This window comes from Catenulispora sp. MAP12-49 (assembly GCF_041262705.1).
Lineage (GTDB): Bacteria > Actinomycetota > Actinomycetes > Streptomycetales > Catenulisporaceae > Catenulispora.
The window spans coordinates 110,198-136,052 of the sequence record NZ_JBGCCP010000020.1; the positions used below are offsets into that span (position 1 = coordinate 110,198).

Annotated in this window: 22 protein-coding genes; 10 read left to right on the plus strand and 12 right to left on the minus strand. The window is 70.1% G+C overall.

Features of this window, described 5'->3' with window-relative positions; all coding sequences use genetic code 11:
- Position 1: 1 nt before the first annotated feature.
- The 4 genes from ABIA35_RS31225 to ABIA35_RS31240 form a co-directional block, all read right to left on the minus strand.
- Positions 2 to 619, minus strand: a complete 618-nt coding sequence (locus tag ABIA35_RS31225) for a helix-turn-helix domain-containing protein (RefSeq protein WP_370360251.1) — start codon at positions 617 to 619, stop codon at positions 2 to 4.
- A 310-nt stretch (positions 620 to 929) separates the two neighbouring features.
- Positions 930 to 1,676 (minus strand): hypothetical protein, encoded by a 747-nt coding sequence (locus tag ABIA35_RS31230; protein WP_370360252.1) that lies wholly within the window; start codon positions 1,674 to 1,676, stop codon positions 930 to 932.
- Between the two features lie 196 nt (positions 1,677 to 1,872).
- Positions 1,873 to 2,094, minus strand: a complete 222-nt coding sequence (locus tag ABIA35_RS31235; RefSeq protein WP_370346652.1) for a hypothetical protein — start codon at positions 2,092 to 2,094, stop codon at positions 1,873 to 1,875.
- Positions 2,095 to 2,263: 169 nt separating this feature from the next.
- Positions 2,264 to 2,392 carry a biotin/lipoyl-containing protein gene (locus ABIA35_RS31240; protein ID WP_370360253.1) on the minus strand — a complete coding sequence of 43 codons (129 nt, stop codon included), beginning with the start codon at positions 2,390 to 2,392 and terminating at the stop codon, positions 2,264 to 2,266.
- A gap of 141 nt (positions 2,393 to 2,533) precedes the next feature.
- On the opposite strand from ABIA35_RS31240, the gene ABIA35_RS31245 reads away from it, so the two are divergent.
- Positions 2,534 to 3,349, plus strand: coding sequence for an MBL fold metallo-hydrolase (locus ABIA35_RS31245; protein WP_370360254.1), 816 nt, complete (start codon positions 2,534 to 2,536; stop codon positions 3,347 to 3,349).
- 61 nt (positions 3,350 to 3,410) lie between these two features.
- Here the strand turns inward: ABIA35_RS31245 and ABIA35_RS31250 are convergent, their stop codons facing one another.
- Positions 3,411 to 4,190 carry a class I SAM-dependent methyltransferase gene (locus ABIA35_RS31250; protein WP_370360255.1) on the minus strand — a complete coding sequence of 260 codons (780 nt, stop codon included), beginning with the start codon at positions 4,188 to 4,190 and terminating at the stop codon, positions 3,411 to 3,413.
- Between the two features lie 179 nt (positions 4,191 to 4,369).
- Between ABIA35_RS31250 and ABIA35_RS31255 the strand changes: the two genes are divergently transcribed.
- A complete protein-coding gene (locus ABIA35_RS31255; RefSeq protein ID WP_370360256.1) occupies positions 4,370 to 4,897 on the plus strand; it encodes a hypothetical protein in 528 nt (175 codons plus the stop codon).
- Between the two features lie 258 nt (positions 4,898 to 5,155).
- Here the strand turns inward: ABIA35_RS31255 and ABIA35_RS31260 are convergent, their stop codons facing one another.
- The 3 genes from ABIA35_RS31260 to ABIA35_RS31270 all read right to left on the minus strand — a co-directional run bounded on the left by ABIA35_RS31260 (position 5,156) and on the right by ABIA35_RS31270 (position 11,925).
- Positions 5,156 to 7,399, minus strand: a complete 2,244-nt coding sequence (locus tag ABIA35_RS31260; protein ID WP_370360298.1) for a beta-galactosidase — start codon at positions 7,397 to 7,399, stop codon at positions 5,156 to 5,158.
- 187 nt (positions 7,400 to 7,586) lie between these two features.
- Positions 7,587 to 9,089: a discoidin domain-containing protein gene (locus tag ABIA35_RS31265; RefSeq protein WP_370360257.1), complete on the minus strand. Its 1,503-nt coding sequence runs from the start codon at positions 9,087 to 9,089 to the stop codon at positions 7,587 to 7,589.
- A 37-nt stretch (positions 9,090 to 9,126) separates the two neighbouring features.
- Positions 9,127 to 11,925, minus strand: a complete 2,799-nt coding sequence (locus ABIA35_RS31270) for an RICIN domain-containing protein (protein ID WP_370360258.1) — start codon at positions 11,923 to 11,925, stop codon at positions 9,127 to 9,129.
- A gap of 608 nt (positions 11,926 to 12,533) precedes the next feature.
- Between ABIA35_RS31270 and ABIA35_RS31275 the strand changes: the two genes are divergently transcribed.
- Together ABIA35_RS31275 and ABIA35_RS31280 are read left to right on the plus strand one after the other, a co-directional pair.
- Positions 12,534 to 14,264, plus strand: a complete 1,731-nt coding sequence (locus tag ABIA35_RS31275) for an ABC transporter permease (RefSeq protein ID WP_370346665.1) — start codon at positions 12,534 to 12,536, stop codon at positions 14,262 to 14,264.
- A 32-nt stretch (positions 14,265 to 14,296) separates the two neighbouring features.
- Positions 14,297 to 15,601, plus strand: coding sequence for a nitrate/sulfonate/bicarbonate ABC transporter ATP-binding protein (locus ABIA35_RS31280; protein WP_370346667.1), 1,305 nt, complete (start codon positions 14,297 to 14,299; stop codon positions 15,599 to 15,601).
- 31 nt (positions 15,602 to 15,632) lie between these two features.
- Here ABIA35_RS31280 and ABIA35_RS31285 read toward each other — a convergent pair whose 3' ends face one another.
- A complete protein-coding gene (locus tag ABIA35_RS31285; RefSeq protein WP_370346669.1) occupies positions 15,633 to 16,388 on the minus strand; it encodes a DUF4118 domain-containing protein in 756 nt (251 codons plus the stop codon).
- Between the two features lie 223 nt (positions 16,389 to 16,611).
- On the opposite strand from ABIA35_RS31285, the gene ABIA35_RS31290 reads away from it, so the two are divergent.
- Together ABIA35_RS31290 and ABIA35_RS31295 are read left to right on the plus strand one after the other, a co-directional pair.
- Positions 16,612 to 17,343 (plus strand): response regulator, encoded by a 732-nt coding sequence (locus tag ABIA35_RS31290; RefSeq protein WP_370346671.1) that lies wholly within the window; start codon positions 16,612 to 16,614, stop codon positions 17,341 to 17,343.
- A gap of 174 nt (positions 17,344 to 17,517) precedes the next feature.
- On the plus strand, positions 17,518 to 17,901 hold the full coding sequence (locus ABIA35_RS31295; protein ID WP_370346673.1) for a hypothetical protein: 384 nt from the start codon (positions 17,518 to 17,520) through the stop codon (positions 17,899 to 17,901).
- Between the two features lie 91 nt (positions 17,902 to 17,992).
- Here ABIA35_RS31295 and ABIA35_RS31300 read toward each other — a convergent pair whose 3' ends face one another.
- Positions 17,993 to 19,480 carry a DHA2 family efflux MFS transporter permease subunit gene (locus ABIA35_RS31300; RefSeq protein ID WP_370360259.1) on the minus strand — a complete coding sequence of 496 codons (1,488 nt, stop codon included), beginning with the start codon at positions 19,478 to 19,480 and terminating at the stop codon, positions 17,993 to 17,995.
- Between the two features lie 95 nt (positions 19,481 to 19,575).
- On the opposite strand from ABIA35_RS31300, the gene ABIA35_RS31305 reads away from it, so the two are divergent.
- Together ABIA35_RS31305 and ABIA35_RS31310 are read left to right on the plus strand one after the other, a co-directional pair.
- The gene (locus ABIA35_RS31305) at positions 19,576 to 20,199 is read left to right on the plus strand and encodes a TetR/AcrR family transcriptional regulator C-terminal domain-containing protein (RefSeq protein ID WP_370360260.1); all 624 of its coding nucleotides are present in this window, start codon (positions 19,576 to 19,578) and stop codon (positions 20,197 to 20,199) included.
- Positions 20,196 to 21,371 carry a pyridoxal-phosphate dependent enzyme gene (locus ABIA35_RS31310; protein WP_370346680.1) on the plus strand — a complete coding sequence of 392 codons (1,176 nt, stop codon included), beginning with the start codon at positions 20,196 to 20,198 and terminating at the stop codon, positions 21,369 to 21,371. Before ABIA35_RS31305 ends, ABIA35_RS31310 begins: the two co-directional genes overlap by 4 nt.
- A gap of 38 nt (positions 21,372 to 21,409) precedes the next feature.
- Here the strand turns inward: ABIA35_RS31310 and ABIA35_RS31315 are convergent, their stop codons facing one another.
- Together ABIA35_RS31315 and ABIA35_RS31320 are read right to left on the minus strand one after the other, a co-directional pair.
- On the minus strand, positions 21,410 to 22,597 hold the full coding sequence (locus tag ABIA35_RS31315) for a PP2C family protein-serine/threonine phosphatase (RefSeq protein WP_370346684.1): 1,188 nt from the start codon (positions 22,595 to 22,597) through the stop codon (positions 21,410 to 21,412).
- Positions 22,594 to 24,183, minus strand: coding sequence for an ATP-binding protein (locus ABIA35_RS31320; RefSeq protein WP_370360261.1), 1,590 nt, complete (start codon positions 24,181 to 24,183; stop codon positions 22,594 to 22,596). The genes ABIA35_RS31315 and ABIA35_RS31320 overlap by 4 nt, the downstream gene beginning before the upstream one ends.
- Positions 24,184 to 24,460: 277 nt before the next feature.
- Between ABIA35_RS31320 and ABIA35_RS31325 the strand changes: the two genes are divergently transcribed.
- Together ABIA35_RS31325 and ABIA35_RS31330 are read left to right on the plus strand one after the other, a co-directional pair.
- On the plus strand, positions 24,461 to 24,910 hold the full coding sequence (locus ABIA35_RS31325) for a response regulator (protein ID WP_370346688.1): 450 nt from the start codon (positions 24,461 to 24,463) through the stop codon (positions 24,908 to 24,910).
- A 155-nt stretch (positions 24,911 to 25,065) separates the two neighbouring features.
- Positions 25,066 to 25,650 (plus strand): hypothetical protein, encoded by a 585-nt coding sequence (locus ABIA35_RS31330; protein ID WP_370360262.1) that lies wholly within the window; start codon positions 25,066 to 25,068, stop codon positions 25,648 to 25,650.
- Positions 25,651 to 25,855: the final 205 nt, after the last annotated feature.

Below are 25,855 nucleotides of genomic sequence, written 5' to 3' on the forward strand. Positions count from 1 at the left end.
ATCAATCCTCATTCAGCGCCTGGCGCCGGTATCGGCCTGGTGCTGAACCATAGGCAGCGCGGAAGGCCCGGCTGAACTCGGCAGCGCCGGTGAATCCCCAGCGCGCGCCGATCGCGTGGACCGGCCACAGGCGAAGGCTCGGATCCGCCAAGTCGGCGCGACAGCATTCCAACCGCCGATGCCGGATCCACGCCGCGATCGCCAGCTCCCTGCTGTGGAACAACCGGTGCAGATGGCCCAGAGAGATGTGGCAGTGCCCGGCGATCGCGGACGGCGTCAGGTCGGGGTCGCCGAGATTGCCCTCGATGAACGCTTCGATCTTCGCCACCAGCGCTCGGCGGCGGGCTTCGGGCGCTGCGAGCTCGTCGCCACCGGCCACCTCACTCTTCTCCAGAGCCGAGGCGACGCTCGTGAGATACCGCGCGAGGATGGCGCCCAGTTCGGCATCCGTCGGCAGCTGGCGCGCGAACAGGGGTTCCAGTCCCGGCGCCCTCAGCGGCAGTGCGGCCTTCGGAAAATGCAGCATGATGACTTTCCCGAGGCCGACGCTCAAGCTGAGCTGGTAACGCTCGGGGCCGGAGGGCGCCGTCGAGACCGTCATGCTCATGGTCATGCTCATGGCGCCATCTTTCGAAGGCCGACCCGGCGGCGTCGACACCCCGGCCCGCAATGACTCTGATGCGGGATGCGGGATGTGCTGACCTGCTGGGACGCACGTTCGCGAGACGGCGCGGCGGGACGGCCGCCGCTCCGCGCCGCCTGTCGGTCGCGAGACCACCTCGCAGTGATCCCGCGACCTACAACCCCCGTTGCCTCGCTGGTGCTGATGATCAGGGTTTCAGGGCGCGCCGGTGGTGTCGTTGGCGCAGCGTCACCTGTTCATTGGCGACGCGTCGCCGCCCTCGGCTGTCTGAGCGGCCTCAGCTGCCTCAGCTGCCCGGCGTGAAGGACACGCCGCGCAGGACGTCGCCGGCCGCCGCGCTCTGCAGCGTCCGGAACTGCGCGCCGGCCGGGGCGGCGGTGGCCGAGGCCTGGTCGGTGACGGTCACCAGCTTGTTCGGGTCGGCGCCGTAGTCGGACACGCCGCCGACGGAGGTCGTGGTGGCGTACAGGGTGACCGAGCCGTCGGGGTTGGTCTTGCCGGTGAAGTCGCGGATGCCGTCGACCGCCGGGGTCCAGGGGCGGTTGGTCACGGTGTTGGTCCCGGTCGGCAGGCCCGCGACCGTGTACGGCTGGCCCAGGCCGAGGCCGGCGTTGAGCGTGTAGTCGTACGTCCACGCGCCGTCGACCAGGGACCACTTCTGGATGCCGGAGAGGTTCTGGGCCGCGGCGGCGGTGTAGGTGCCGTTGCTGTAGGCGTCGTTGCCGTTGCCGGAGTCGGCGACGTAGAGCGTGGTCGGGTTGGCGAACAACAGCGAGCCGAAGTCGGCGGTGTTGGCCGGCGCGCCGGTGTCCGGGGTCTTGATGGACTTCGCCAGGCCGGTCGGGAAGCCGGCCAGGACGCACATGTCGCCGGCCGGCTGCCCGGTGGCGGGGTCGTAGGCGTCGGCCTGCGTCGGCAGGGGCGCGCCGGGAACGGGCAGTCCGACGCCGGCCGGGCAGGCCTTCCCGGTGGTGTCGACGAAGTAGACGGTGTCGATGCCGTTGCCGCCGCTGCCCTTGGTGTAGTACAGCACGTTGTCGTACAGGCCGACTTCGGCGAAGTTGGTGTCCTTGCCGAGCTTGTCAGCCTTCGTGTACTGCGGCAGCTGCGTGACGCTGAACCCGCCGACCGGCGTCGGGCTCCCGGGACTCTGCGCCTGCTCCGGGACATACGCGGGCTGGATCAGCTGCGCGCCGGTCCCGAAGATGACGCCGGGGACCGAGGTGACCTCACCGTTGTTGGAGTTGCCGGCGGTGTAGTACCGGCCGGTGGCTGTAGTGCACCCGACTCACCAGCAGGTCGCCGGGCACGACCGGGGTCTTGCCGGGCGCGGCCTGCGCGGCCCCGCCGCTCATGGTCACCGCGGCGCAGCTGCCCGCCGCGACGAAGGCGGTGACCGCGAACGCGACGCGCCGACCGCGGCTCACCGGGCGAGTGGAACGCTCGGACATGAGGATCTCCCTCTCACAGCACGAGTGGTCTCGAAGCCGAATGGCCCCCCGAGATCAGACCACCGGCCGAGGCGCGTGACCGGAGCCGCCGGGTGAACCGCCGAGGAAGGGCGGGTGACGTGTTCATGGAAGACAGGAGGCTGATATGTGGCGCCCCTCGGCCCGGCGGCTAACCGATGACCGCGATTCGGGCTCCGATCGCGGCGTTCTGGTCTTCCGCGACGTCGATGCTGATCAGCACGCCGGCGGCGGGGTAGGGGATCTCGGTGTCGACTTTGTCGGTGCAGACCTCGACCAACGGTTCGTTGATTGCGTCGAAGAATACGTACTCCCTCCATGGCGCTGCTACCGAGTCTGATCGGGTTTAGGTCTAAAGTCCTGGATATACCGGGTCTCCAGACCGAAGCGGCGCCACACCAGGACACAGACACTGAGGGTCATGACATTCAGCGACCTGCCCTTATGCCGGACCTGCGGAGTGCAGTACGACGCGCCGCGCGCGAACTGCCCGGTCTGCGAGGACGAACGCCAGTACGTCGGCTGGAACGGCCAGCAGTGGACGACGCTGGCCGACCTCCACGCCGCCGGCCATCGCGGCCGGATCGAGGAAGAGGGTCCGGGCGTCATCGGTATCGGTGCCGAGCCGGCGGTCGCCGTCGGCCAGCGAGCGCTGCTGGTCCGGGGTAAGAGCGGAAACATCCTGTGGGACTGCGTTCCCTACCTGGATGACGACATGGTGGACCAGATCACGGCGTTGGGCGGAATCGACGCGATCGCCATCAGCCATCCCCACTTCTACGGCTCGATGATCGAGTGGAGCCGCGCCTTCGACGCACCGGTGTACGTCCACGCGGCCGATCGCGCCTGGCTCGGCCGCCCCGACCCGGCCGTCCGGCTCTGGGAAGGCCGCACCCACGAACTCGCCGCGGGCCTGACGCTCATCAACCTGGGCCTGCACTTCGACGGCGCAGCGGTCCTGCACTGGCGCGACGGCGCCGAGGGGCGCGGCGCACTACTCACCGGCGACACGATCATGGTCTCGATGGACCGCCGCTGGACGACGTTCATGTACAGCTTCCCGAACCACATCCCCGAGCGGCCGCGGGTGATCCGCCAGGCGATGGAGGCACTGGAGCCGTTCGCGTTCGAGCGGATCTACGCGGCCTTCTGGGGGCGGACCGTCAAGATCGACGGGATGGGGGCTCTGCGGCGCTCGGCGGAGCGCTATATGCGTTTCGCGCTTGATGACCGCTGACCGCTGACCGCTGACCGCTGACCGCTGACCGCTGACCAGCGAACTGGTGATCGGTGCTCCTTCAGCGACCCACGCTCGCGGTCGCGAGAATCCGGCGCGTCAGGTCGAACACCGGCAACACGCGGACGGCCTCGTCGTGCAGGGATCGCAGGGCGGGACTGTCGCCCGGATCGAGTTCCGCCGCCTCCTCCCACAGCGCGCGCTCGGGCGGACGCCAGTGCGGCCGATCACTGACCTCGACATCGACGAATCCGGCCCGCTCCAAGGCGGTCCCGGGATCGACCACGCGGATCAGCGCCGGAACGCGTTCGTCGGAGCGATCGAGCGCTTCCCACATCGTGAGGGCAACGCGTCCGCCCGGCGCGAGGAGCCGGTGCATCTCACGGAACGACGCGTCGTCCGACTTGAACTGGATCGAGTCGACGCAGACCACGGCGTCGGCCGACGCGGCCGGCAGTCCGGTGTCGGCCAGGTCGCCGACCCGGAACTCGGCGCCGGCGCCGTTGCCGGTGCTGGTGCCCAGCCGCCGGGCGAGCGCCGTGGCCTGGTCGATCGCCTCGGCGGAGAAGTCGACGCCGGTCAGCCACGCTCCGGTCCGCCCGGCGATCTCCAGCCCGTACCCGCCACGCCCGCACGCCAGATCCACCAGCCGGTCGCCCGGCCGCAGACGCAGGGCCTCAGCCACCTCGCCGATGCCCTCCCAAGGCAGCAGGCTCGACGACAGGAAGTGCGCCGGCAACCCCAGATGCCGCCGCTTGATCGCGTCTCCCGGACTCTCCCCGGCCATGTTCGAGTACCACTGATCGAAGTACTCCGCCGACAGGCGCCGTGGCTCGTTCATGGCAACGTACCTCCGTGTCTCGGGCAGGCGAGAAGGCTGCGGCCCTGCTCTCTGTAGCCCTGCTCTCTCCCTAGCATCTCCACCGGGCCGGAGCCGGCACATCCGTTGCTCGACGACAATGTCGCTACTCCGGCGGTAGTACGGCAGCTCGACGTCGCGTGGCATTACCCTGTCTCCTCGTGACATCAGCTGATCGTCGGACGACCGGGGTCGTCGAATACCAGATACCGTTCCGGACCGTCGCGTTGTCGGCGGCCTTCTTCGCGGTGATGACGGCCCTCTTCGCCTACTTCGCCATCGCGGGTCACGGCCCGGCCATCGCCGGCGCGGCGGTGGGGGCGGTGCTCTTCGGCCGTCTCTTCGTCCGGATCATCGTGCGGGCCGCACTCCGGCATCCGGCCGTCGTCCTCTCCGGCGAGGGCATGAGGTTCCAATCCGGCAGCCACGTGTCCTGGGACGAAGTCGCTTCCGTCGCGGTCTTCCCCGGAACATCGGGGGTGGCGTGGAAAGGCTTCATCGGCGTCGAGCTCCGCGACCCGGAGGCCTATCTCGGGCGGATCAGCTACAACCACCGCCGCCACGCACGGGCTGGGATCGCCCGCGGCTTCGGACCGATCCGAATGCAGGCCGAGGCGTTCCCGGTGCCGATGGACGAGGTAGTCGCCACGATGAGCCGGTTCCATCCCGGCCTGGTCGTCCACGCATAGAGCAAGCGCGAAGAGACTCAGTCGTGCAATGCGCTGTTCAACCCCGCGAAGGTCGACGACTGCCACGGCAATCGCTTTCACGACTTGTCCGTCGGGCAGGGTCACCAGTGTTCCGCGCGTGATGTACAGCCCGGCTTCGACCGCGCTGTCATCGCCGAGGGACCCGGTGACGCCGGGCGTCAGGGTCGTGGAGCCTGTGATGGTCGCGTCGTAGTGGTCGCCGCCGTTGTCCTGGATCGCGCCGCCGGTCTGGCTGCCTCAGGAACCTGCGAGCACGCCGGTCGCGGAGATCTCCGCCGCGCTCGTCCAGGGGCCGCGGCTGCCGGCTTCGGTGAGGGCTCGCAGGCGCAGGTAGCGGCCGGTCGCGGAGCCCAGGAACACGGTCTTCGGCGCTGCGGTGTCCGGGAAGGTCCCGGTGGCCACGGCGCTGCCCCAGGCGGTCGGGGAGTCCGAGACGTAGATCTCGTAGGCGCCGATGCGGCCGTTGGCGTTGCCGTCCTGGCGGGGGAGGTAGCCGACGCCGTCGAGCTGGTGGCGGGCGCCGAGGTCGATCTGGATCTCGTGGGGGAGGGGGTCCCCCGGCGCCGGAGACCACCGCGAGTGCCAGATCGTGGCGGCGTTGCCGTCGAAGGCGTTGGTGGCCGCTCCGTTCTCGGCGACGAGTTCCTGGCTGTCGACGTGGACGAGCTTCCAGCCGGAGACCGGGATGGCCGCGCTGGTGAGCATCGCGTGCAGGGTGATCGGCGCGGGGGTGGTCAGGTGCAGGTCGAAGACGAGGATCTCGTTGGTCCCGGCCGTGAGCCACTCCGCCGGGCAGTAGAGCCGCTGCTGGGGGCCGATCTCCCAGTACCTGCCGAGGTTGTGGCCGTTGACCCAGACCACGCCTTTGGTCCATGCGGACAGGTCCAGGTAGGTGTCGCCGGGCGCGGTCAGGGTGAGGGCGGCCTTGAAGAAGATCCCGGGGCGGTGGGCGTCGGTCACCGTCTTCTTCAGGGTACTGATGAACGTGTCGTCCATCGGCAGCGAGTAGACCTGCCAGCCGGTGAGGGTGCCGGTCAGCGAGCCGGCGTTCTGGAGGGCGACGGTTTGCAGGATCCCCTTGCGATCGACGATCGCGTGTCCGTAGTTGGTGCGTCCGAGCCCCTCGACCAGGATGTCCATCCGGGGACTGCCGCCGATCGCGGTGCCGGTGGGCAGTGTCAACGGAGCGTTGGCGGTCGCGATGTTCAAAGCGCTGGTGACGGCGGCCGGGAGGGTCTGCCGGTACAGGCCTCCGGCGTAGGCGCCGTTGAGGCAGACCGTCGCGTAGTCGTGCACCCACTGGATGGCCAGCTGCCCGCCGGAGTAGCCGGACAGCTGCTTGCTGTACAGGATGAAGCCGGAGTTCTGCCCGTAGGTCTCCATCGGCTGCGGGTTCACCGTCTGCGCCGCCGGAAGGGGCGCCGGCAGGTTGTCCCAGATCGAGGCGTACGCGACCGGGGTGATCTGACCGGTCCCGGAAGCGATCGTCGGGACCAGCGCCGGGACGGCCGGCGGCGGGCTGCTCAGGTACCCCGATATCAGGGTGCGGTATTCGCTGTACCGGGGTGTGGCGGCGCCCTGTTCGGTGATCGGGGCGGCATAGTCGTAGCTGGTGATGTCCGGCTGGTAGTCGCCGGACTGGTCGTCGGCGTTGGCGCCCGCGAAGAAGCCGAAGCTCGTGCCGCCGTGGACCATGTAGAGGTTGAAGGACAGGCCGGCCGCCATCAGGGCCTTGAGGGTGCCGGAGATGTCGTTGCCGGTGCCCTGGAACGTGCTGTCGCCCCAGTGCGTCAACCAGCCCGGATAGACCTCTCCGGCCATCGCCGGTACCGCGGGGAACGCCTGACGGGCCGACGCGATCTGCGCGGCGTCGCCGCCGGACAGGGCTATCGCACCGCCGGTCACATTCGTCTTGTTGCCCTCCACCTGCGACAGGCCGTCCTCGGTGTAGAAGGGCCCGGTGATGCCGTTCGCGATCCAGGCCTGCCGGATCTCCTCCAGATAGGCGGCGTCGCTGCCGAAGGACCCGTATTCGTTCTCGATCTGCACCATCAGGATCGGGCCGCCGGCCGCCGTCATCAGGGGTTTGACGATCGGCGCGAGATGGGCGATGTACCGGTTCACGGCGGCCATGTAGTGCGGATCGGTGGCGGAGTTCACCCGCAGCTGGACGTCCGGATAGGCCAGCAGGTACGGAGGCAGACCACCGAGATCCCACTCGCCGCAGACATACGGCCCGCCGCGCAGCAGAACCCACATTCCCTCCTGCTGGCACAGTTGTACGAACGCTGCGATGTCCCGGCGGTCGGTGGTGAAGTCGAAGACTCCGGGGGACTCCTCGATGTAGTTCCACATGACGTAGATCGACACCGCGTTCAGCCCCATGGCCTTCGCCATCTGGATCCGATGACGCCAGTGCTGGACGGGGATGCGCGCCGGGTGCATCTCGCCGGAGCGGATCTGGAACGGCTTGCCGTTCATCAGGAACGCGCTGCCGTCGGGGGCGAACCCGAAGGTCGTGCCGGAGGTCGTGCCGGACGTGGTACCGGACGTGGTACCGGGCGTAGTACCGGAGGCCGTCGCGCCGAGAGCCGGGGTGGCCGACATCGCGGCGGCGGCGCTGAGCATGCTGACGGACAGGAAGGAGCGGCGGTTCACGGGCATCTCCTCATCGGCTGAGCCATATTGGTGGCCATGGGGTTGTCAGCCGACCTTGGCGAAGGTCCAGGCCGGGGGAGTGCTCTGCTGGACCAGACCGGTGAGGCCGTTGACGGTGGCGCCGGGTGCTCGCGGTGTGGATGGTCAGCGTCGAGGCGCCGCCGGCGGTGACGGTGGCCGGGGTGTGGGACGCCGTCGCGCCGGCCGGCAGACCCGAGACGGACAGGGCCACGTTGCCGGCGGTGCCGAGGGTGTTCGCGGTGGTGATGGTCGAGGTGGTTCCGGTGCCGGCCGGGACGGAGGCCATCGGCTGGCCGGCCGAGATCGAGAAGTCGTCGGCGGGGGAGAAGACCTGCACTTCGGCCAGCGACAGGTAGTTGGTCCCGGACAGCTGCACCATCACGTACCGGCCGGTGGTGCCGACGTTCAGCGCGGTCGGTGTCCCGGCCTGGCCGGTCTGGTGGTTCGACCAGACGCCGGACTGTGCCGCTTGCTGTCGCGGGGTCAGCGCGGTGGTGAACGGGTTGTTGGAAACGAAGACCCAGTAGTCGCTCAGGCGGTTCGAACAGCAGTCGGTGCGGTTCCAGAGCGCGATGCTGCCGATCGCCTGCGAGGATCCGAGGTCGGTCTGCCACCAGGCGTCGGCGTCGTCCCCGGTGTGGGAGACCGAGCCGTCGAAGAAGTCGCCGTCGGTGTTGCCGTCGACGGCGTGGGCCGCGTCGCCGCCGGGCTGGGTGTTCGAGGACTGAGTCGCGGTCGTCCCCGCGGCCAGGTCCGCGACCCGGCCGTCGTAGTACAGCCCGACCGTCGCGATGGCCGGCGGCAGGGAGCGGGATCCGGTGATCCGCAGCCGTATCTTGGACGTGATCACCGGACTGGGCAGCTGCACCAGACGCTGGTAGCCGATGGTGGTGGCGGTGGCTGCCTGCTGCCAGGCGGTGGAGTCGTCGCCGTCGACCACGTTCGCCGGGTCGTTGCCTGCCGTGCCGGCGGTCCCGGCGTCGTTGCTCGCGGTCGCGCCCCGGGCCAGGTCGGTGGCGAAGGTCGAGGAGATCTTCTGCCCGAACCCGGCCAGCGCCGCCTCGTCGGCGGCGTCGAAGCGGCCGGACTGGTCCGGCGGCACGTCCAGCAGCAGCTGGTCATGGTGCTTGGCGATCAGGATGACCTTCTTGAAGCCGGCGTTCTTGAAGTCGTTCGCCCACTGGTCGGTGTCCAGGCTGGTGGGCTGGATCAGGTTCGGCGATTCGGTGCCGCTGCCGACCTCGCTGCCGGTGTAGGTGTTCGGTCCGAAGTGAACGAAGCCGGTCAGCTCCTCGCGTTGCCAGGCCAGCTGCCTCGCGGTCGGCGTGACCTGCACCGCCTTGGCCAGGATCTGCGCCTGGGTGTCGGAGGGGTTGATCGTGACCATCGGGTTCGGCGGCGGGTTGGTGGTGGCGCCGGCCGGACCGGAGCCGATGAGGGAGCCGAGCAGCGCCGCGGCTGTGGCGGCGGCGAGGAGCAAGCGGTTGCGCATGAGTACCTCCACGGTCGGCGAGGTTGCCTTGCGACGGTCAGACGAGAACCACTTGCCACTGCTGACCGGCCGCGGCCGAGACGGTCTCCTGCTCCAGGCGTGCCGAATCAGCGGTCGACGATCCGACGACGCCGACCGCCTTGCCGCTGCGCACGCTGATCACCCGCACGTAGCCGTTCCCGGCGTCCTGCAGCGTCCACTGCTGATTGGTCGCACCGCTCGGGGTGTACTCGCAGATCAGCGCGCCGTCGGCGGTGCCGCCGCCGAAGACGTCCATCGCCAGGGCGGAGGATGCGTTGATGAGGCTGAACACGCCTGTGCCTGCCTGGCCCGCTTGCTGGACGCGCCAGGACTGGTTCGTGCCCTGATTGCGGCTGTACTGGATGAGCGAGGTGCCCGGGGCGGTGGAGGCCGCGGGATCGTCGATGACCTTGCCGCTGTTGCGGTTGATCAGCACGAGGGTGTCGAAGGCGGCACTCTGGCCGGCGGCCACGCTCACCTGCTTGCTCCAGGCGCCGGAGGTCACCGTGGTGGTCGCCGTCGTCGGACCGACGTTGTGCAGGGTGAACGAGATCACCTGTCCGCCGCTCCAAGTGAAGTCGACGGTGAATCCGCCGCGCACCCCGATACCGGTGACGGCCCCTGCCGCCGACCACGCCGACGGCATCGCCGGCAGCAGCTGGAGCAGTCCCGGCCGGGAGTAGACCATCATCTCCACGGCCGCCGAGGGCAGGCCGAAGTTCGCGTCGATCTGGAAGATTCCGGAGCCGTAGATGTCCAGCATGTTCCCGGCGGTGCCGGTGGAGCCGTTGCTCGACGGAGTCAGGCCGTTGACGAAGCACTGGTAGGCGTTGGCGGCGTTCTTCAGCCGGGCCCAACAGGCGGCGCGCCAGGCCAGGCCCCATCCGTAGCTGGCCGTGCCGCGCGCGGTGAGCAGGTTGGTCACCCCGGTCAGCAGCGCGGGCGGGCTGGCGTCGGCGGTGATGCGATCGCCGGGGAACAAGCCGATCAGCGGCGACAGGTGGCGGTGCGTGATGTCGGAGGTGTCCAGGTTGTTCGGGGTCATCCATTCCTCCAGCCAGCCGGTCACGGTGCTGACCTGGGGAAGGTAGAGCCGGCTCTGCAACGAGGCGATGACGCCGGCGTAGCTCGAGTCCTGGCCGAGGATCCGGGCGGCGTTCTGGTAGTTCGCGAACAGCTGCCAGATGAGTTCCTGGGCGTAGGTGATGCCGACCGCGTTGGTCGGCCCGTGCTCGGGAGACCAGTCGGCATCGTCGACCAGCACCGCATGGGAGACCCCGGCCGGATCGGTGTAGGTGGTGGTGATGAGCCGGGCCTCCCAGAACTGGCAGGCGCCCTTGAGCAGCGGGTAGACCGTCGCCAGGTAAGTGGAGTCCTGGGTGTAGAGGTAGTGGTCGAACAATTCGTTGCACAGCCAGGCGTTTCCAGCCGGGTGCCACCACCAGCCCAGACCGCCGTAAGGGTTCGTTGATATCGCCACGGTCCAACCGGCGACGCGGCCTGTCGAGTTGCGGAAGCCGTTGCTCGGATCGTTGAACAGAGCCTGCGTGTGCTGCGTCCACGACGGGAGCTGGCTGACGCAGTAGTTCGCGAGCGCCGGGAAGCAGGCGGACAACCCGGTGCGGTCCGGCAGCCAGTAGTTCATCTGGATATTGATATCGGTGTGGTAGTCGCTCATCCACGCCGGCGAGTTCGAGTCCTGCCATGGCCCTTGCAGGTTGATCGGCAGGCTGCTGCGCGAGCCGCAGATCGCCAGGTAGCGGCCGAACTGCAGGTAGGCGGCGTGCAGCTCGGGGTCCGGTGCCGAGCCGGAGGCCGCCGCCGCGACCAGGCGCTGGTCGGTGGGCAGCGCACGCTGGGCGGGAGTGGACACGCCGAGGTTGACGGACATCGACCCGGCGAGAGCCTGGTAGTCGCCCAGGTGGTTGGCGAGCAGCGCCGAGGCCCCGAGCGTTGTGGCCCGCGACGCCTGGCTGCTGGCGATGGCACTCGGAACGATCGAGGTATCCATGAACCCTGATGCGCCCGCCGAGTAGTTCGTGCCGCCGCTGAGCACCAGCAGCACCTCGGAGCAGCCGGTGAAGGTCACCGTCGCACCGGACGTGCCAGCTCCGGATACGCCGAGCGTCCCGCCGGTGCTGGAGGCCTGGGCCAGCGCCGCGTAGCGCAGACCGTTGGCCAGCGTCCCGGTGAACGACGCGGTGACGGCCGAGGCATCGGTCGCCGCGCTCTCCGAACGGGTGCCGTTGAGCGCCAGGCTGCCGGTGAACGTGCCGCCGCCGCTCTGGCTGAGGTGGACGACGATGACGTCGTCGGGATGGCTGGCGTACACGTCGCGGCGGTAGGTCACGCCGTTGTACTGGTACGACGCCGACACCAGGCCGTTGCTCAGATCGAGCTGCCGTTGATAGCCGCTGATCGCCGAGGCCGTGTGCGCGGGGATGCTCAGGTAGGCCTTGGCCAGCATCTGCTGTGTGCCGAAATCGCCGGTGCCGTAAGGGAACTGGCCGGTCAGGCCGCTTTCGGTGTCCAGGGACGCGTTCGCGCCGCCGGCCCAGCACGTCACGTCGGTGACGTAATAGGCCTCATGGCTCGGATCGCCAGTGAGCAGGGCGCCAATCCTTCCGTTGCCGATCGGCAGGCCGGTGGCGGTCATCGTTGATTCGGTGCCCGGCGAGGTGTACCAAACGGTGATCGCCTGGCCGGCGGGCACCGGCACCGCCGGGGTGGCGGGGGTGGCTGCGGCGTCCAGCGGACTCGCCGCCGCACGGGGCGTGAAGACCGGAGCTTGTACGGCGAGCAGTGTCCCGAACATCGCAGCACCCTGTATCAGGGTTCTGCGGGACGGGCCCGGCTCAGGGCGCTGTGGATCCGACGAGTGCGGTTGCGTCATGAGGTCTCCTGGCATGGGAGAGAACCGTTGGAGGAGAGGGGCTCGCTCGGCATCGAGGGAAATGGGCGAGCGCCGCAGCGGACGTTAACCTCCGATGTCTTAACCGTCAACCCGCATGATTTAGTACTGAGGGTTAACGAATGTCAGCCGTCTACCTGGAATTTGGCTGGCATGGCCACCCCGGGAACATCCCGCCGATACGCAAAGCTCCGATCTTTTGCGCGGCGGGCAGGGTGCTGGTGCGAGTCGGCGTGCTGGTGGCCGTGCCCGCGAACTGAAGGCCGTGAGCCGCCGCCAAAGGCTTCCGCGTGTGCGAAGCGTCGCGCCGCCGCGAGCCTGGTGTTTGCGTTTCGTCCGAGCGCTGACCCGTTCAGCCCTATCAAATGCTGTGACCTGCGCAGACGGTGGATCTGAGCGGGCCGGACATCCGCCGTCCGGCCGTTGCGGCATGAGAGTGTGTGCGCGGTCGTGGGTGATCGCTATGTCGAGTGCGTCGGGTGCGTCGAGTGCGTCGGGTGCGGAGGTGTTGGATGGCGTCGGTCTTCCCGTCGCGTGGTGTGTGGCGCCGGCCGGCCCCGCGTCCGGTGGACGTGGTCGTGCTGGCTGGGCTGGTCGTCCTGCTGTTCGGGCTGGTCCGCCTGGCCCCGGCGCTCGATGCGCCGTTCCTGCCGGGCCGGGCTCCCTCCACCGTGTCGACGGCGCCGTCGCATTTGCCGTACTACGCGGTGCGGTCGTTGCTGCGGATGTTCGTCGGGCTCGTGCTGTCGGTGGTGTTCGCCTTCGCCTACGCCGAGGCCGCTGCTCGGCTGCGCCGGGCCGAGAAGGTCCTGGTGCCGGTGCTGGACGTCCTGCAGTCGGTGCCGGTGCTGGGCTTCCTGACCGTGGTGGTCACGTTCTTCATCAGCCTGTTCCCCGGCTCCTCGCTCGGGCTGGAGGCCGCGGCGGTCTTCGCGATCTTCACCGCGATGGCGTGGAACATGACGTTCGCGTTCTACCACTCGCTCATGGCCCAGCCGCGGGATCTGGACGAGGCCGCCCGGGTCATGCGGCTGACCAAGTGGCAGCGGTTCTGGAAGCTCGACGTGCCCGGCGGGATGATCCCGCTGGTGTGGAACGGGATGATGAGCTTCGGCGGGGCCTGGTTCTTCCTGGCCGCCTCGGAGTCGATCTCCGTGCTCGGACACACCTACGCGCTGCCGGGCATCGGCTCCTACGTCGCCGCGGCGATGCAGCGGGGCGACCTGTCCGAGGTCGGGATCGCGATCGTCGTGATGGTCGTCATGGTCATCGCGGTCAACGTGCTGTTCTGGCGGCCGATGGTCGCCTGGGCCGAACGGTTCCGGGTGGAGGACTCCTCCTCCGGCGACAAGTCCCGCAGCGCCGTCCTGGACCTGCTGCGGCGCTCGGCGCTGCCGGGCCTGGCGGCGCGCCCCGCGCGTCCGGTGGGCCGGTTCCTGGACCGGGCGACGCGCCCGTTCGGCCTGGCGGAGCATCCGCTGCTCGTGCCCGAGTCCCGCCGGCGCACCGGCGACCTCGTCTTCGCCGGTGCCCTCACCGCGGCGGTCGCGTTCGGGACGTGGCGGGCGCTGTCCTACGTGGACGCCCGGACCGGCCTGAGCGAGTTCGGTCACGCGTTCGTCCTGGGGGCGATCACGTTCAGCCGGGTCGTGGTGCTCGTGGCTGTCGCGAGCGTCGTCTGGGTGCCGATCGGGGTGTGGATCGGGATGAACCCCGGCGTCTCGCGCATCGCCCAGCCGGTGGTTCAGGTGCTGGCCAGTTTCCCGGCCAATTTCCTGTTCCCGTTCGCCGCGGCGTTCTTCGTCGCCGCCGGGCTGTCGTTGAACATCGGCGGGATCCTTCTGATGGCCCTGGGTGCGCAGTGGTACATCCTGTTCAACGTCATCGCCGGGGCCTCGGCGATCCCGTCGGACCTGCGCGAGGCGACCCGCAGCATGGGGCTGCGCGGTTCGCTGCGCTGGCGCCGGTTCATCCTGCCGGCGGTGTTCCCGGCGTACGTGACAGGCGGCATCACCGCCGCGGGCGGGGCGTGGAACGCCTCGATCGTCGCCGAGGTCGTCGACTACGGCCCGCACCACCTGACCGCGACCGGCCTCGGCGCCTACATCGCGAAGGCCGCCGGTTCGGGCGACCTGGCCGAGGTGCTGGTCGGGGTGTCCGTGATGAGCGTGTACGTCGTGGGCCTGAACCGCCTGGTGTGGCGGCGCCTGTACGCCCTGGCAGAGACGAGGTATTCCCTGTGACCGCCGATCGCACGATCATCAGCGTTGACACCGTGACCAAGTCTTTCCCGGCCCCGGACGGCAGGGAGCTGACCGTGCTGGACGACATCTCGCTGCAGGTGTGTGAGGGTGAGATCGTCGCGCTGCTCGGCAAATCCGGCTCCGGCAAGTCCACCTTGCTGCGGTGCATCGCCGGGCTGATCGCGCCGACGTCCGGGACGGTCAGCTACCGCGGTACACCGTTGAACGGCGCCAACCCGGGCGTGGCCATGGTGTTCCAGTCCTTCGCGCTGATGCCGTGGCTGACCGTGCAGCAGAACGTCGAGCTGGCGATGCAGGCCCGGGGCGTGCCGCAGGACGAGCGCACCGCGCGGGCGCTGGCCGCCATCGACCTGATCGGCCTGGACGGCTTCGAGTCCGCCTACCCCAAGGAGCTGTCCGGCGGCATGCGCCAGCGCGTCGGATTCGCCCGGGGCCTGGCCGTCCGCCCGGACGCGCTGCTGATGGACGAGCCGTTCTCGGCATTGGACGTCCTGACGGCCGGCAACCTGCGCGGCGAGCTGACCCGCCTGTGGGCCGGCGGGGAGTTCCCCACCAACGCCGTGCTGATCGTCACGCACAACATCGAGGAAGCCGTCCAGCTGGCCGACCGGATCCTGGTGCTGTCCTCGAACCCCGGCCGCATCCGTGCCGAGCTGGACGTCCCGATGGCCCGGCCCCGGGACCGCCGCGACCCTAGGTTCGAAGCTCTGGTCGACACGGTGTACGGGATCCTCACCGGGCGCGAGGACGAGCTGGAGGCCGTCCTGTCCACGGGCCACCCCGTCGTGCACGCTCCGACTCCGGCGGATCTGCCGCTGCCGGAGGTCTCGGCCGGCGGGCTGTCCGGCCTGCTGGAGATCCTCACCGCCCGCGGCGGCACCGCCGGCCTGGCCGAGCTGGCCGAGGACTTCACCTTCGAGATCGACGACCTGCTGCCGCTGGTCGACGCCGCGGAGATGCTCGGCATGGCCACGGTCGGCGGAGCCCAGATCACGATCGCCGACTCCGGCCTGGCCTTCGCCGCGGCCGACATCGACACCGGCAAGCGGCTGTTCGCCGAGGCCGCCGCGGCCCACGCGCCGCTGGTCGGGGCGATCGAGAAGGCACTGCACGCCACCGCCGACGGCTCCCTGCGCGAGGGGTTCTTCCTGGACCTGCTGCGCCGCGGGTTCTCCGCCGAGGAGGCGCGGCGGCAGCTGGACATCGCCATCGACTGGGGCCGCTACGCCGAGCTGTTCGAGTACGACGCCGAACGCGGCGAGTTGTTGCTGGAAGAAGGCGTCGAGCCGGTCGGGGCGATCGGGGCCGTGGTGTGACGGACGGCGTGACGGACGGGCGAGGAAGACCTCAGACGGCGAGCCGCGAGTGCTGCCGGGTGAACGCCACGCCGACGTATGCCGCGAGCATTGACGCGACCTGACGTGCCTGGAGCGAGGGCACGGTTCCGGGTGTCGGCGTCAGCATGTAGCGGCCGGCCGTCGTGCCCGCCGACCGTGCGCGAAGTTCGATGTCCTCGGCAGGCAGGCCGTATTCCTCGACCTTCCAGACCGCGCCGCCCCAGCGCAGGTTGCCGTCTTCGGCGAGCTGGGGCGGGTGCCCCAGCAGCTGTCCGCGCTCGAAACGCGCCTCGCGCAGCCCGAGCAGCGCCACAAGCAGTCCCCGTACGTGCTCGGCGACCGCCAGGGGGTCGCCGCCTTCGGCGACGAGATCGGAGACCGAGCGCAGCTCCCTGAGATAAGCCGTGTCGAAGGCGACGGTGCGGCGGGCACGGCGGCCCCGGAAGGCCAGCTCGCTCACCGCGGCGCCGACGGCCAGCAGCAGGACCGTCGTCCTCACGTCGGCGCCGTGGGTGATCGTGAACCGTTCATAGGGCTGGGTCCAGAAGAAGTCGAACCAGACCGCGGCCGACAGGGCGGTCAGCACTCCGGCCAGCCGGTGGCCGTTCGCGGCGACCGCCACGATCACCACCACGAGCAGCAGCGCGACATCGGTGTTGGCCAGCGACGAACGCCACGGCACCAGCACCGCCGCCACTGCGGGCGGCACCACGACGGCGCCGAACAGTGCCCACCGGTCGCGGTACGCACGACCGAAATACCTCATACCTCCTGTGTACCTCCGCCGGGGCCGGCCGGCTGTTTGCGTCGCGTGTGCGTTTCCCCGCGTCCACTGATGGCCGGCGGCCTGACCCCTGGGACGTTCGCCGCGCGGGCAGGGCGAGTGCATCCCCGCGGACTCCGTTTGCATTGTGCGAGCAGGACGGTCGCGACCAGTGACAACAGGTTCACTGAAAGGGAAAAGCCCGCAACCGGAAGGCAACGGCGCCGTGACGCACATCCTTGTCGTGGACGACGAGCCGCAGATCCTGCGGGGCCTGCGGATCAATCTGAAAGCCCGCTCCTACCAGGTGGAGACCGTCGAGCGCGGGGTCGACGCGCTGGCGGCCGTCGCGCGGCGGCCGCCGGACCTGCTGCTGCTGGACCTCGGCCTGCCGGACATGGACGGCCTGGACGTCATCCTCGGCGTGCGGGGCTGGACCGACCTGCCGATCGTCGTGCTCTCCGGGCGCGCCGACCAGTCCGACAAGGTCCGGGTCCTGGACGCCGGCGCGGACGACTACGTCACCAAGCCGTTCGCGATGGGGGAGCTGCTGGCCCGGCTGCGGGCGGTGCTGCGCCGTCGTGAGTTCGGCGCCGAGGCCGCGGTGCCGGCCGTCGCGCACTACGTCATCGGCACCAGCGAGGTGGACCTGGCGCGGCGCACCGTGACCCGCGACGGTGAGAACGTGCGGCTCACCCGGACCGAATGGGCGGTGCTGGAGCTGCTGATGCGGCGTCCGAACCAGCTGGTCACCGTAGGCCGGATCCTGGCGGAGGTGTGGGGCCACAGCGCCTCCATGGACGGCGGTCACCTGCGCTTCCACATGGCCCGGCTGCGTCGCAAGCTCGAAGCCGACCCGCAGCACCCGGTGCACCTGCTCACCGAGTTCGGGACCGGCTACCGCTTCGTTCCGGGGGCGCCGGTTGTGGCCGCCTCTGACGCGGCAGCCTGTGACTGATCGCCCGGTGCGCCCGTGAACTGTCCAGTTATTTGGAGTCGATGTCGGCAATTTGCAGCGTGCAGCTCATCTATTGCGCGATTGTATCGACTGCATTAGCGTCCTCATCGCAGAGGGCTGCAACCCGCCCTCCCGCGCCTCCCGCACCTCCCATCGCCACGAAGGTCGGTACTCATGAGACGCACAGCCCCCGTCCTGTTCGCCGTCGCGCTCGGCGCCTCGGCCCTCACTTCTGCCGCCGGCGCGCACGCCGCCGTGCGGGCGCAGTCGGCGTCGTGCTACGACTGGTCGTACAACTACTCGATCAACAGCACCCAGATCCAGGTCACCGCGACGTGGGAGTGCGGGGGCACCGCGCCGCAGCCGTGGATGATCCTTCAGCGGCAGACGGCCGGCGGCGGCTGGCAGTACGTGACCGACAGCAACTCGCCCTACCCGCACAACGGGGTCACGTACAACTGCGTGGGGACGACGCCGAACACCTACCAGGTCGGGCCGATCTTCTCGCCGGACGGGTCGAGCAACTCGTTCCACCAGTTCACCGACAACTGCGGCTGAGCCGGGGCCGGGTGTGGCCGGAGCCCGCCGGGGTGACGTGGTCACCCTTCGGCGGGCTTCGGCGTGCTGAGCCGAGCAGAGCTGAACTGAGCTACCGCCCCGCCGCCGACCGCCGCGGCAGCGCCAGCGAACCCGCCGCGGCGACCACCATGACCGCGGCGCTCGTCAGCAGCGCGACGCGCAGGCCGTGCACGGAAGCGTCCAGCGGACCGGCCGCGTGGTCGTGGGCGGCGGCGGTCAGGGCGATGGTGCTGAGGGCGGCCAGGCCGATCGCGCCGCCGAGTTGGCGTGCGGTGTTCAGCAGGCCCGCGGCCGAGCCGGCGTACTGCGGGGCGATGCCCGCGGTGCAGGCGACGGTCACGCCCAGCAGGGTGCAGCTCACGCCCAGGCCGATGACCACGGTCGGGCCGAGGACGTGCGAGGCGTACGCCGAGTGGTCCGGCAGGAAGGCGGTCCACGCCTGGCCGGCCGCCGTGACCAGGCTCCCGACCGGCACCAGCACGCGCGGGCCGACCGTGGCGACCAGGCGGCGTGCCAGCAGTCCGCCGGCGACCAGCGCGGCCGTCATCGGCAGCAGGCACATGCCGGTGCGCAGGGCGCTGAAGCCCAGGGTCTGCTGGAGGTAGATCGAGATGAAGACCATGCCCGAGGTCATACTCGCGCCCAGGCACAGGGCCACGAAGTTGCCGAAGACCAGGCCGCGCAGGCGGATGAAGGCCGGCGGAACCAGCGGGCGCGGGCTGCGGACCTCGAAGAGCGCGAACGCCGCGTACAGGACTGCCGCACCGATGAGCGCCGTGAGCACCGTGGCCGAGCCCCAGCCGTCGGCGGAGGCCTGCGAGGCTCCGTAGGCCAGCGCGGCGCTCGCGACGGTGACGGTCAGCGCGCCGGGCAGATCGAGGCCGGAGCGGCGGGTGCCCCGCGGGGCCGAAGGCAGCCCCCTGAAGCAGAGTGCGTACAAGCCGACGCCTATCGGGACGTTGACGAACAGGACCCACCGCCAGTCCAGGTACTCGGTGAGCACGCCGCCGAGCACCACGCCGGCCGCGCCGGCGAAGCCGCCGATCATCGACCACAGGCCGACCGCCTTGGCGCGGCGCGGCGGATCGTCGTGCAGCGCGGTGTTGATCAGGCTCAAGCCGGTCGGCGCCTGGATCGCCGCCCCGACGCCCTGCACGACGCGCGCCGCGATCAGGCACGCGCCGTTCGGGGCGAAGCCGCCGACCAGGCTGGCGAGGGTGAACAGGACGACGCCGACGCGGAGCATCCGGGCGTGGCCGAACAGGTCGCCGAGCCGGGCGGCGAGCAGGAGCAGGCCGCCGAGGGCGATGAGGTAGCCGTTCACCACCCACTGCTGGGAGGTGGCGGACAGGTTCAGGGCCGAGCGCATGGCCGGCAGCGCCACGGTCACGATCGTCGAGTCCAGAACGATCATGAACTGGGCGATGCAGCCGACCGCCGTGACCACGGCCGGTGAGACGGGGCGGACCGCGGGACGGGCCGTCGGTGGTGGAGGTGCGGACGTGGTCGACGAGGGGTCTTGGGTGTGGCCGGACAAGGGCGCGGGCTGGACGGACATGGGGACCTCCCAACGTGAACAGCGTTCACCGTGAACGCCGTTCACGTTAGGCCTATACTGGGAGCCGGTCAACTCGCACACCGAGGAGAAGGTGGATGCTGCTGCACCAGCCGGACGTGCTCCAGGGCGCCCTGGAGCTGCTGGACGAGGACGGACTCGACGGGCTCACGATGCGGCGCCTCGGCGCCCGGCTGAACGTGCGGGGCGGCGCGCTCTACCGGCACTTCCCAAGCAAGGAGGCGCTGCTGGACGCGATGGCCGAGCAGCTGCTCGAAGGGGTGGCCGACGCCGACCGGCCGCACGACCCGTGGCCCGAGCGGCTCCGGTTCCTGGGCCGCCACCTGCGCCAGAAGCTGCTGACGCGGCGCGACGCCGCGCGCGTCGTGGCCGGGACGTACACCTCGGGGCCCAACACCCAGGCCGTCGGCCGGCTGGCGTTCCAGATCCTGTCCGACGCGGGCTTCAAGCCGAGCCAGGCCGGCGCGCTGCATTTCGCGATGTTCCACTTCGTCCTCGGCCACGTGATCGAGGAACAGGCGGCGGCCGCCCTGGGGCCCGAGCACGACTGGGCCGCGCGCATCATGAAGGATCCGGGGTATCGCGGCGACCTGTATCAGGAGACGCTGCTGGAGCTGGCGAAGGCGAGCCAGGAGGAGCGGTTCGAGTACGGGATGAAGGTCTTCATCGACGGGGCTCGAGCGCAGGTGGGCGACCTGTGACGCAGCGATCCCTGGCATCGGGCCAGAAATCGCTCGGGGATCCGGCCGTCCGGTTTCCGTTGTGGCCGGCCCTCGTGGAGGGCTGTCCGGTGACCAGTACGGCAGAGGTCTCCTTTCCGGTGGAGGTCGACTATGACTACGACCGGGTGGACTCTTCTCTTTTCGATGCCAGAGGGCACTCAGGGCAGGGCCTCGACCGCTGGGCGCCGCTGCTTCCGCCGTTGCTCGCGCCCGGGCTCGGGGAGGGCGGCACGCCGCTGGTCGAGATCGGCGACGGTGTCTGGATCAAGGACGAGTCCAGGAATCCGACGTGGAGCCACAAGGACAGGCTGAATCGCTGTGCTGTCAGCGCTGCCGTGGGTGCGGGATCCGGGGGCGTGGTCGTGGCCTCCTCGGGGAACCATGGGGCCTCGGCGGCGGCATACGCGGCGCGGGCCGGGCTGCGGTGCGTGGTCGTCGTCTCGGACGGGGCACCGCCGGCGGTGATGGACTTCGTCGGCGCGTACGGCGCGGAGGTGTTGATGGCGCCGGCGGAGGAGCGTGTCGGGGTGGTGCGGCGTATCGTCGCAGAGCTCGGATATCACCCGGTCAGCAACCTGACTTCGACGCACACCGGGCACGGATTCGGCCCCGAGGGTTACAAGACCATCGCGTACGAGATCTTTCAGGACATCGGTGTCCCGGCCGCGGTGTTCGTACCGACCGGATACGGCGAGCTGCTCTTCGGTGTGTGGAAGGGTTTCGCGGAGTTGAAGCGCCTGGGACTCGCCGTGGCCACGCCGCGCATGGTCGCCTGCGAGCCGGCCACTGCCGGGGCGCTGCATCGGGCCCTGGCCGAGGGCGTCCCGGCGGCGGCTGTCTCCCGCACGCCTTCGGATGCGTATGCGATCAACTGCCGGGTCGGGGGATACCGGTCGGTCGTCGCGGTCCGGGACAGCGGCGGGAGATCGCTGCTGGTGAACGACGGCGAGATGCGGGCGGCGCAGGCTGAGTTGGGGCGAGTCGGTTTGTGGGTCGAGGTGTCCAGTGCCGCGGGTCTGGCAGGGCTCAGGCAGGTTGGTGACATCGGTGTGGCTGGCGAGGCCGGTGAGGCCGGTGATATCGAGGGTCCGGTGGTGTGCATCAGCACGTCCAGCGGGTTCAAGGACATCGGTGTCGGGACGCGTGGCTGAAGAAGCTCGGACCTTCTCCGCTAAATCAGTGCTCTTGTCTACCAGGCCAGGTGCAGTATCGCGACGTCGTCGGCGTGCCGGTCGGCGTTCAGCGTCTGCGCGGCGGCGATGAGGTGGTCCAGGAGATCGCCCGGTTCCAGGGGCGGCGCCTGGGTGATGAGGTCCTCCAGCCCTGTCGTGCCCAGGCGTTCGCCGTCCTGGCCGACGTGGCCTTCGATGAGCCCGTCGGTGTACAGCAGCAGGGCACCGGTGGCGGGCATGGCGAACTCGGTGCGGTGCCAGTAGCCGTGGCCGGGGGCTATGCCCAGGGCCATGCCGTACTTGGCGGGGACCTTCTCGGCCTTGGTGGGACTGATCAGGAGCGGCTCGTGGTGGCCGGCCAGGATCGCCGAGGCGGTGCCCGAGTGCGGGTCGACGCTCAGGATCGTGCAGGTGGCGAACATGGCCGGGTGGGTGCGCTCGGCGACCAGGACCTGCTCCAGCAGCGCGAGCAGTTCCAGGTCGCGGTGGCCGGCCAGGGTGAGCGCGCGCCAGGTGATGCGCAGGCAGACGCCGAGGGCCGCCTCGTCCGGGCCGTGGCCGCTGACGTCGCCGATGACGGCGTGCACCGCGCCGTCGGCGTCCTGGACGATGTCCAGGAAGTCGCCGCCCAGCAGTGCCGCCTCGCGGCTGGGCAGGTAGCGCGTCGTGGCCCGCACGCGCGGGGAGTCCAGCAGAGGCGCCGGCAGCAGGCCGCGCTCCAGGCGGACGTTCTCCTCGGCGCGCAGTTGGTTGCGCATCAGCTCGGAGGTGGCGCGCTCGGCCAGTTTGCGGCTCACCGCGTAGCGCAGTGCGCGCCGCATGATCTGCGCGTCCACCTGGCCCTTGGACAGGTAGTCCTGGGCGCCGGCGGCGACCGCGGCCTCGCCGCTGTGCGGGTCGGCCAAGCCGGTCAGGACGATGACCGCGGCGTCCGGGACGGTCTGCTGCACCGCGCGCAGCAGCGGCAGGCCGCTGGCGTCGGGCAGGTGCAGGTCCAGCAGGACGCAGTCGCAGGACTCGCGCCCGAGCCGGTCCAGGGCCTCGGCCAGGCTGCGGGCCACCGTCAGGGTGTGGCGCAGTCCGGTGTCGGCGAGCATCTCCTCCACCAGGACGATGTCGCCGAGGTCGTCCTCGACCAGCAGGACGTGGAAGCCGTCGTCGGCGGGCGGGCCGGTGTCCGGCCGGTTCGCGCTCTCGAGGTTCACGGCGTTTCGGCGCTTTCATCGGGCTCGCCGGGTTCGCCCGGTTCTGCTTCGCGGACGGGGAAGGTGATGACGATCCGGGTGCCGGTCTTCTGGTCCGGGTCGATGAGGATCCGGCCGCCGTGCAGCTCCACGATCTTGCGGGAGACGGCGAGCCCGATGCCGTTGCCGGGGTAGGCGTCCCGGGAGTGCAGCCGCTGGAAGATCGCGAAGACGCGCTCGGCGTACTCGGCCGGGATGCCGATGCCGTTGTCGGTGACGGCGATCTCCCAGTAGGCACCGGCACCGGCACCGGCACTGGCGTCGGCCTCGGCACGCGTGACCGTGACCGCGATCCGCGGCGGGCGCTCGGGATCGCGGAACTTCACGGCGTTGGAGAGCAGGTTCTGCAGCAGCATGCCCAGCTGGGTCTGGTCGCCGGTGACGGTCGGCAGCCGGTCGTGGGTGACCTGCGCGCCGGTCTCCTCGATCGTGATGCTCAAGGTGTCCAGGACGCGGTCGAAGACGGCCTCCAGGTCCACCACGCCGTCGGCGTCGAAGGTGCGGCCGACGCGGGAGAACGCCAGCAGGTCCTGGATCAGGGTCTGCATGCGGTTGGCGCCGTCGACGGCGAACTCGATGTACTGGTTCGCGCGCTCGTCGAGCTGCTCGGCGTAGCGCCGTTGCAGCAGCTGGCAGAAGCTGGCGACCTTGCGCAGCGGCTCCTGCAGGTCGTGCGAGGCGACGTAGGCGAACTGCTCGAGCTCGGCGTTGGAGCGCTCCAGCTCCGTGGCCTGCTCGTCCAGCATCCGGCGGGACTGCTCGACGGCGGCCAGCTCGCCGGCCAGGCGTCGGCGCATCGCCTCCACGTCGGCGGCCAGGGCCCGCAGGTCCGCCGGGCCGCTGGGGGAGATGGGATGGGTCAGATCGCCGGCGGCGACCTGGCGGGCGTCGGCGGACAGCTGCGTGAGCGGACGTGTCACGCCGCGTCGCAGGCCTTCGAAGACCAGCAGGATCATGATGACGATGGCCCCGGCGACGGCGATGAAGACCCCGTCGCGCAGCTGCTCGGCGTCGGCCAGGTCCCGGCGCGCCGCCTCTTCGGTCCGCTGGAGCTGGTCCTGCTGGGCGCTCATCGCCGTGCGCAGCGCGTCGAACTGCGTCTTGGCCCGGTCCAGGCGCTCGTTGCTGAGGGCGCGGGCCTGGGCCGGGGCGGCCGCGGCGATCGGCTGGGCGTAGAACGTCTGCCAGGACTGGGCCAGGGCCAGGACCGCCTCCAGCCGCTGCTGTCCTTCGCCGCCGCCGGCGGCCGCGCTGCGCAGGGCCGCCACCGCGCTCTGCTCGTCGGTGATGCCCTGCTGGTAGGGCTGGAGGAAGTCGACCGTGCCGGACAGGCCGTAACCCCGGACCCCGGTCTCCTGGTTGACCAGCGCGGACCCCAGGCTCACCGCGGCGGTCAGGGCCGGGGAGTCGCGGTCGGCCATCGTGTGCGTCGCGTCGGAGGCGTGCGAGGACGCCGCGACGGCCAGGCCGGCCAGCGCCGCCAGGACGAGCGAGGCCACCGCCGTGCCGAGGCGCAGCCAGTACCGGGTGGTGCGCGGCGCCGCCATCCACACTCCATCGCTCACAAGGCCGGACCGCGCGGCCCACACGGGCACGACGGCGTCGGAAACGATACCGATGTTCGAGGGCGCGGGTACCCCGGGCCTGCGGACGTCCGTTGTCGCCGGCGCCGCGGCGGCGCTACCCTGAGCGCGGGCCGACCTCCTTGTTCGTGAACTTGCTCGCCGACCGGGAGGACGGGCCGACCACCGTTCCACGGACTCCCGGCGAATTCGCAGGCGTCACCCGATCCGACCATGGCGAATGCCGCCGAGGGAGCCAGACATGACTTTCGCCGCCACCCGGTCCTACGGGATCCTGCTGGTCGAGGACGACGCCGCCGACGCGATGCTGATCCAGGACGCCCTGCTGGAGCGCCCGACCGAGCACGTGGTGACCCAGGTCGAGGACGGCGTCGCGGCCCTGGCGCACCTGAACGACCCGGGCCTGGCGCACCCGGACCTGATCGTGATGGACCTGAACATGCCGCGCATGAACGGCCGCGAGCTCCTCGCGGTCCTCAAGGCGGACCAGGCCCTGAAGTCGATCCCCGTGGTGGTCCTGACCACCTCGGCCGCGCCGGACGACGTCAGCGCGGCGTACGAGGGATATGCGAACGCGTACATCACCAAGCCGGTGAACCTGGACGACTTCGTCTCGGCGGTGCAGAGCATCGACACCTTCTTCCTGGACACCGCGACGCGGGTGCCGCGTGCGGGCAAGGAGACTTTCTGACGGCGCGCATCCCGGTGCGGTGTCGCTTTTAAGCAGAGTCCTTATATCGGCGCTTAGTTTTAATTGACGGGTTTCCCCGGCGTCTTTACGGTGACTACCGAGTGAGATCTTCCGATCACTCACAGCGGTCACGAGCATCGGCGGCGGGGGTTGTGATGGCGCGCCCGACGGACGTCACCGGGTGGCTCGGGCAGTCGGGGCAGGCGTTCTTCGACGTCCTGACTCCGTACCCTGCGATGCTCGGTACCGCGACCGAGGCCTACCGGGAGATCGGCGACGCCTGGGAGGTCTTCAGCGGCCGGGTCCGGAACCCGCAGCCGCAGTTCGACGGCTTGTGCACCCGGTGTCTCGGCCTACTCCAGGGGATCGAGAACGACGGCGGGTTGCCCGCGGCCGACGCCAGGCGGCTGATCATGAATCCCGATCAGCTGTCTGGCACCCTCATGGCGGTCGCGCCGCACAGCTCGCTGGGGGCCGACCGGTTCCTCAGCGGCGCGGCCGACAAGGTCCGGACCCATGTCATCGACGCGGCCGGCCTCAGGCGCGGGCAGTTGGAGACGCTGATCGCCCAGACGGCCACGGCGCGCAAAGCGTGCCTGGACGCCATCCACGATGCGACGGCGATGGCGTCCCGGATCACGAAGCAGGCCGGCGGCAAGGGCGTACGGCCTGGCGAGGCCTCGCAGATCCCAGGCGACGATCATGGGAGACCCGGGCGAGTACGACTGGTCCTCGGCTGACGGCCTGCCCCGGCTGCCACCGGCTCCGCCGGCGAATGCGGTGAACGAAGGCGGCGACGGTGGGGATATCGACCCTGGTGGCGAACTGCCGGAGATCCCAGAAATCGACCCCGTAGCCTGACCGGCCCTGGAGCACACGTGATCACGGACGCCAACGTGGGCGAGTTCCTCTCGCAGCGCCATCCCGATTTCGCGCCGGTCTACG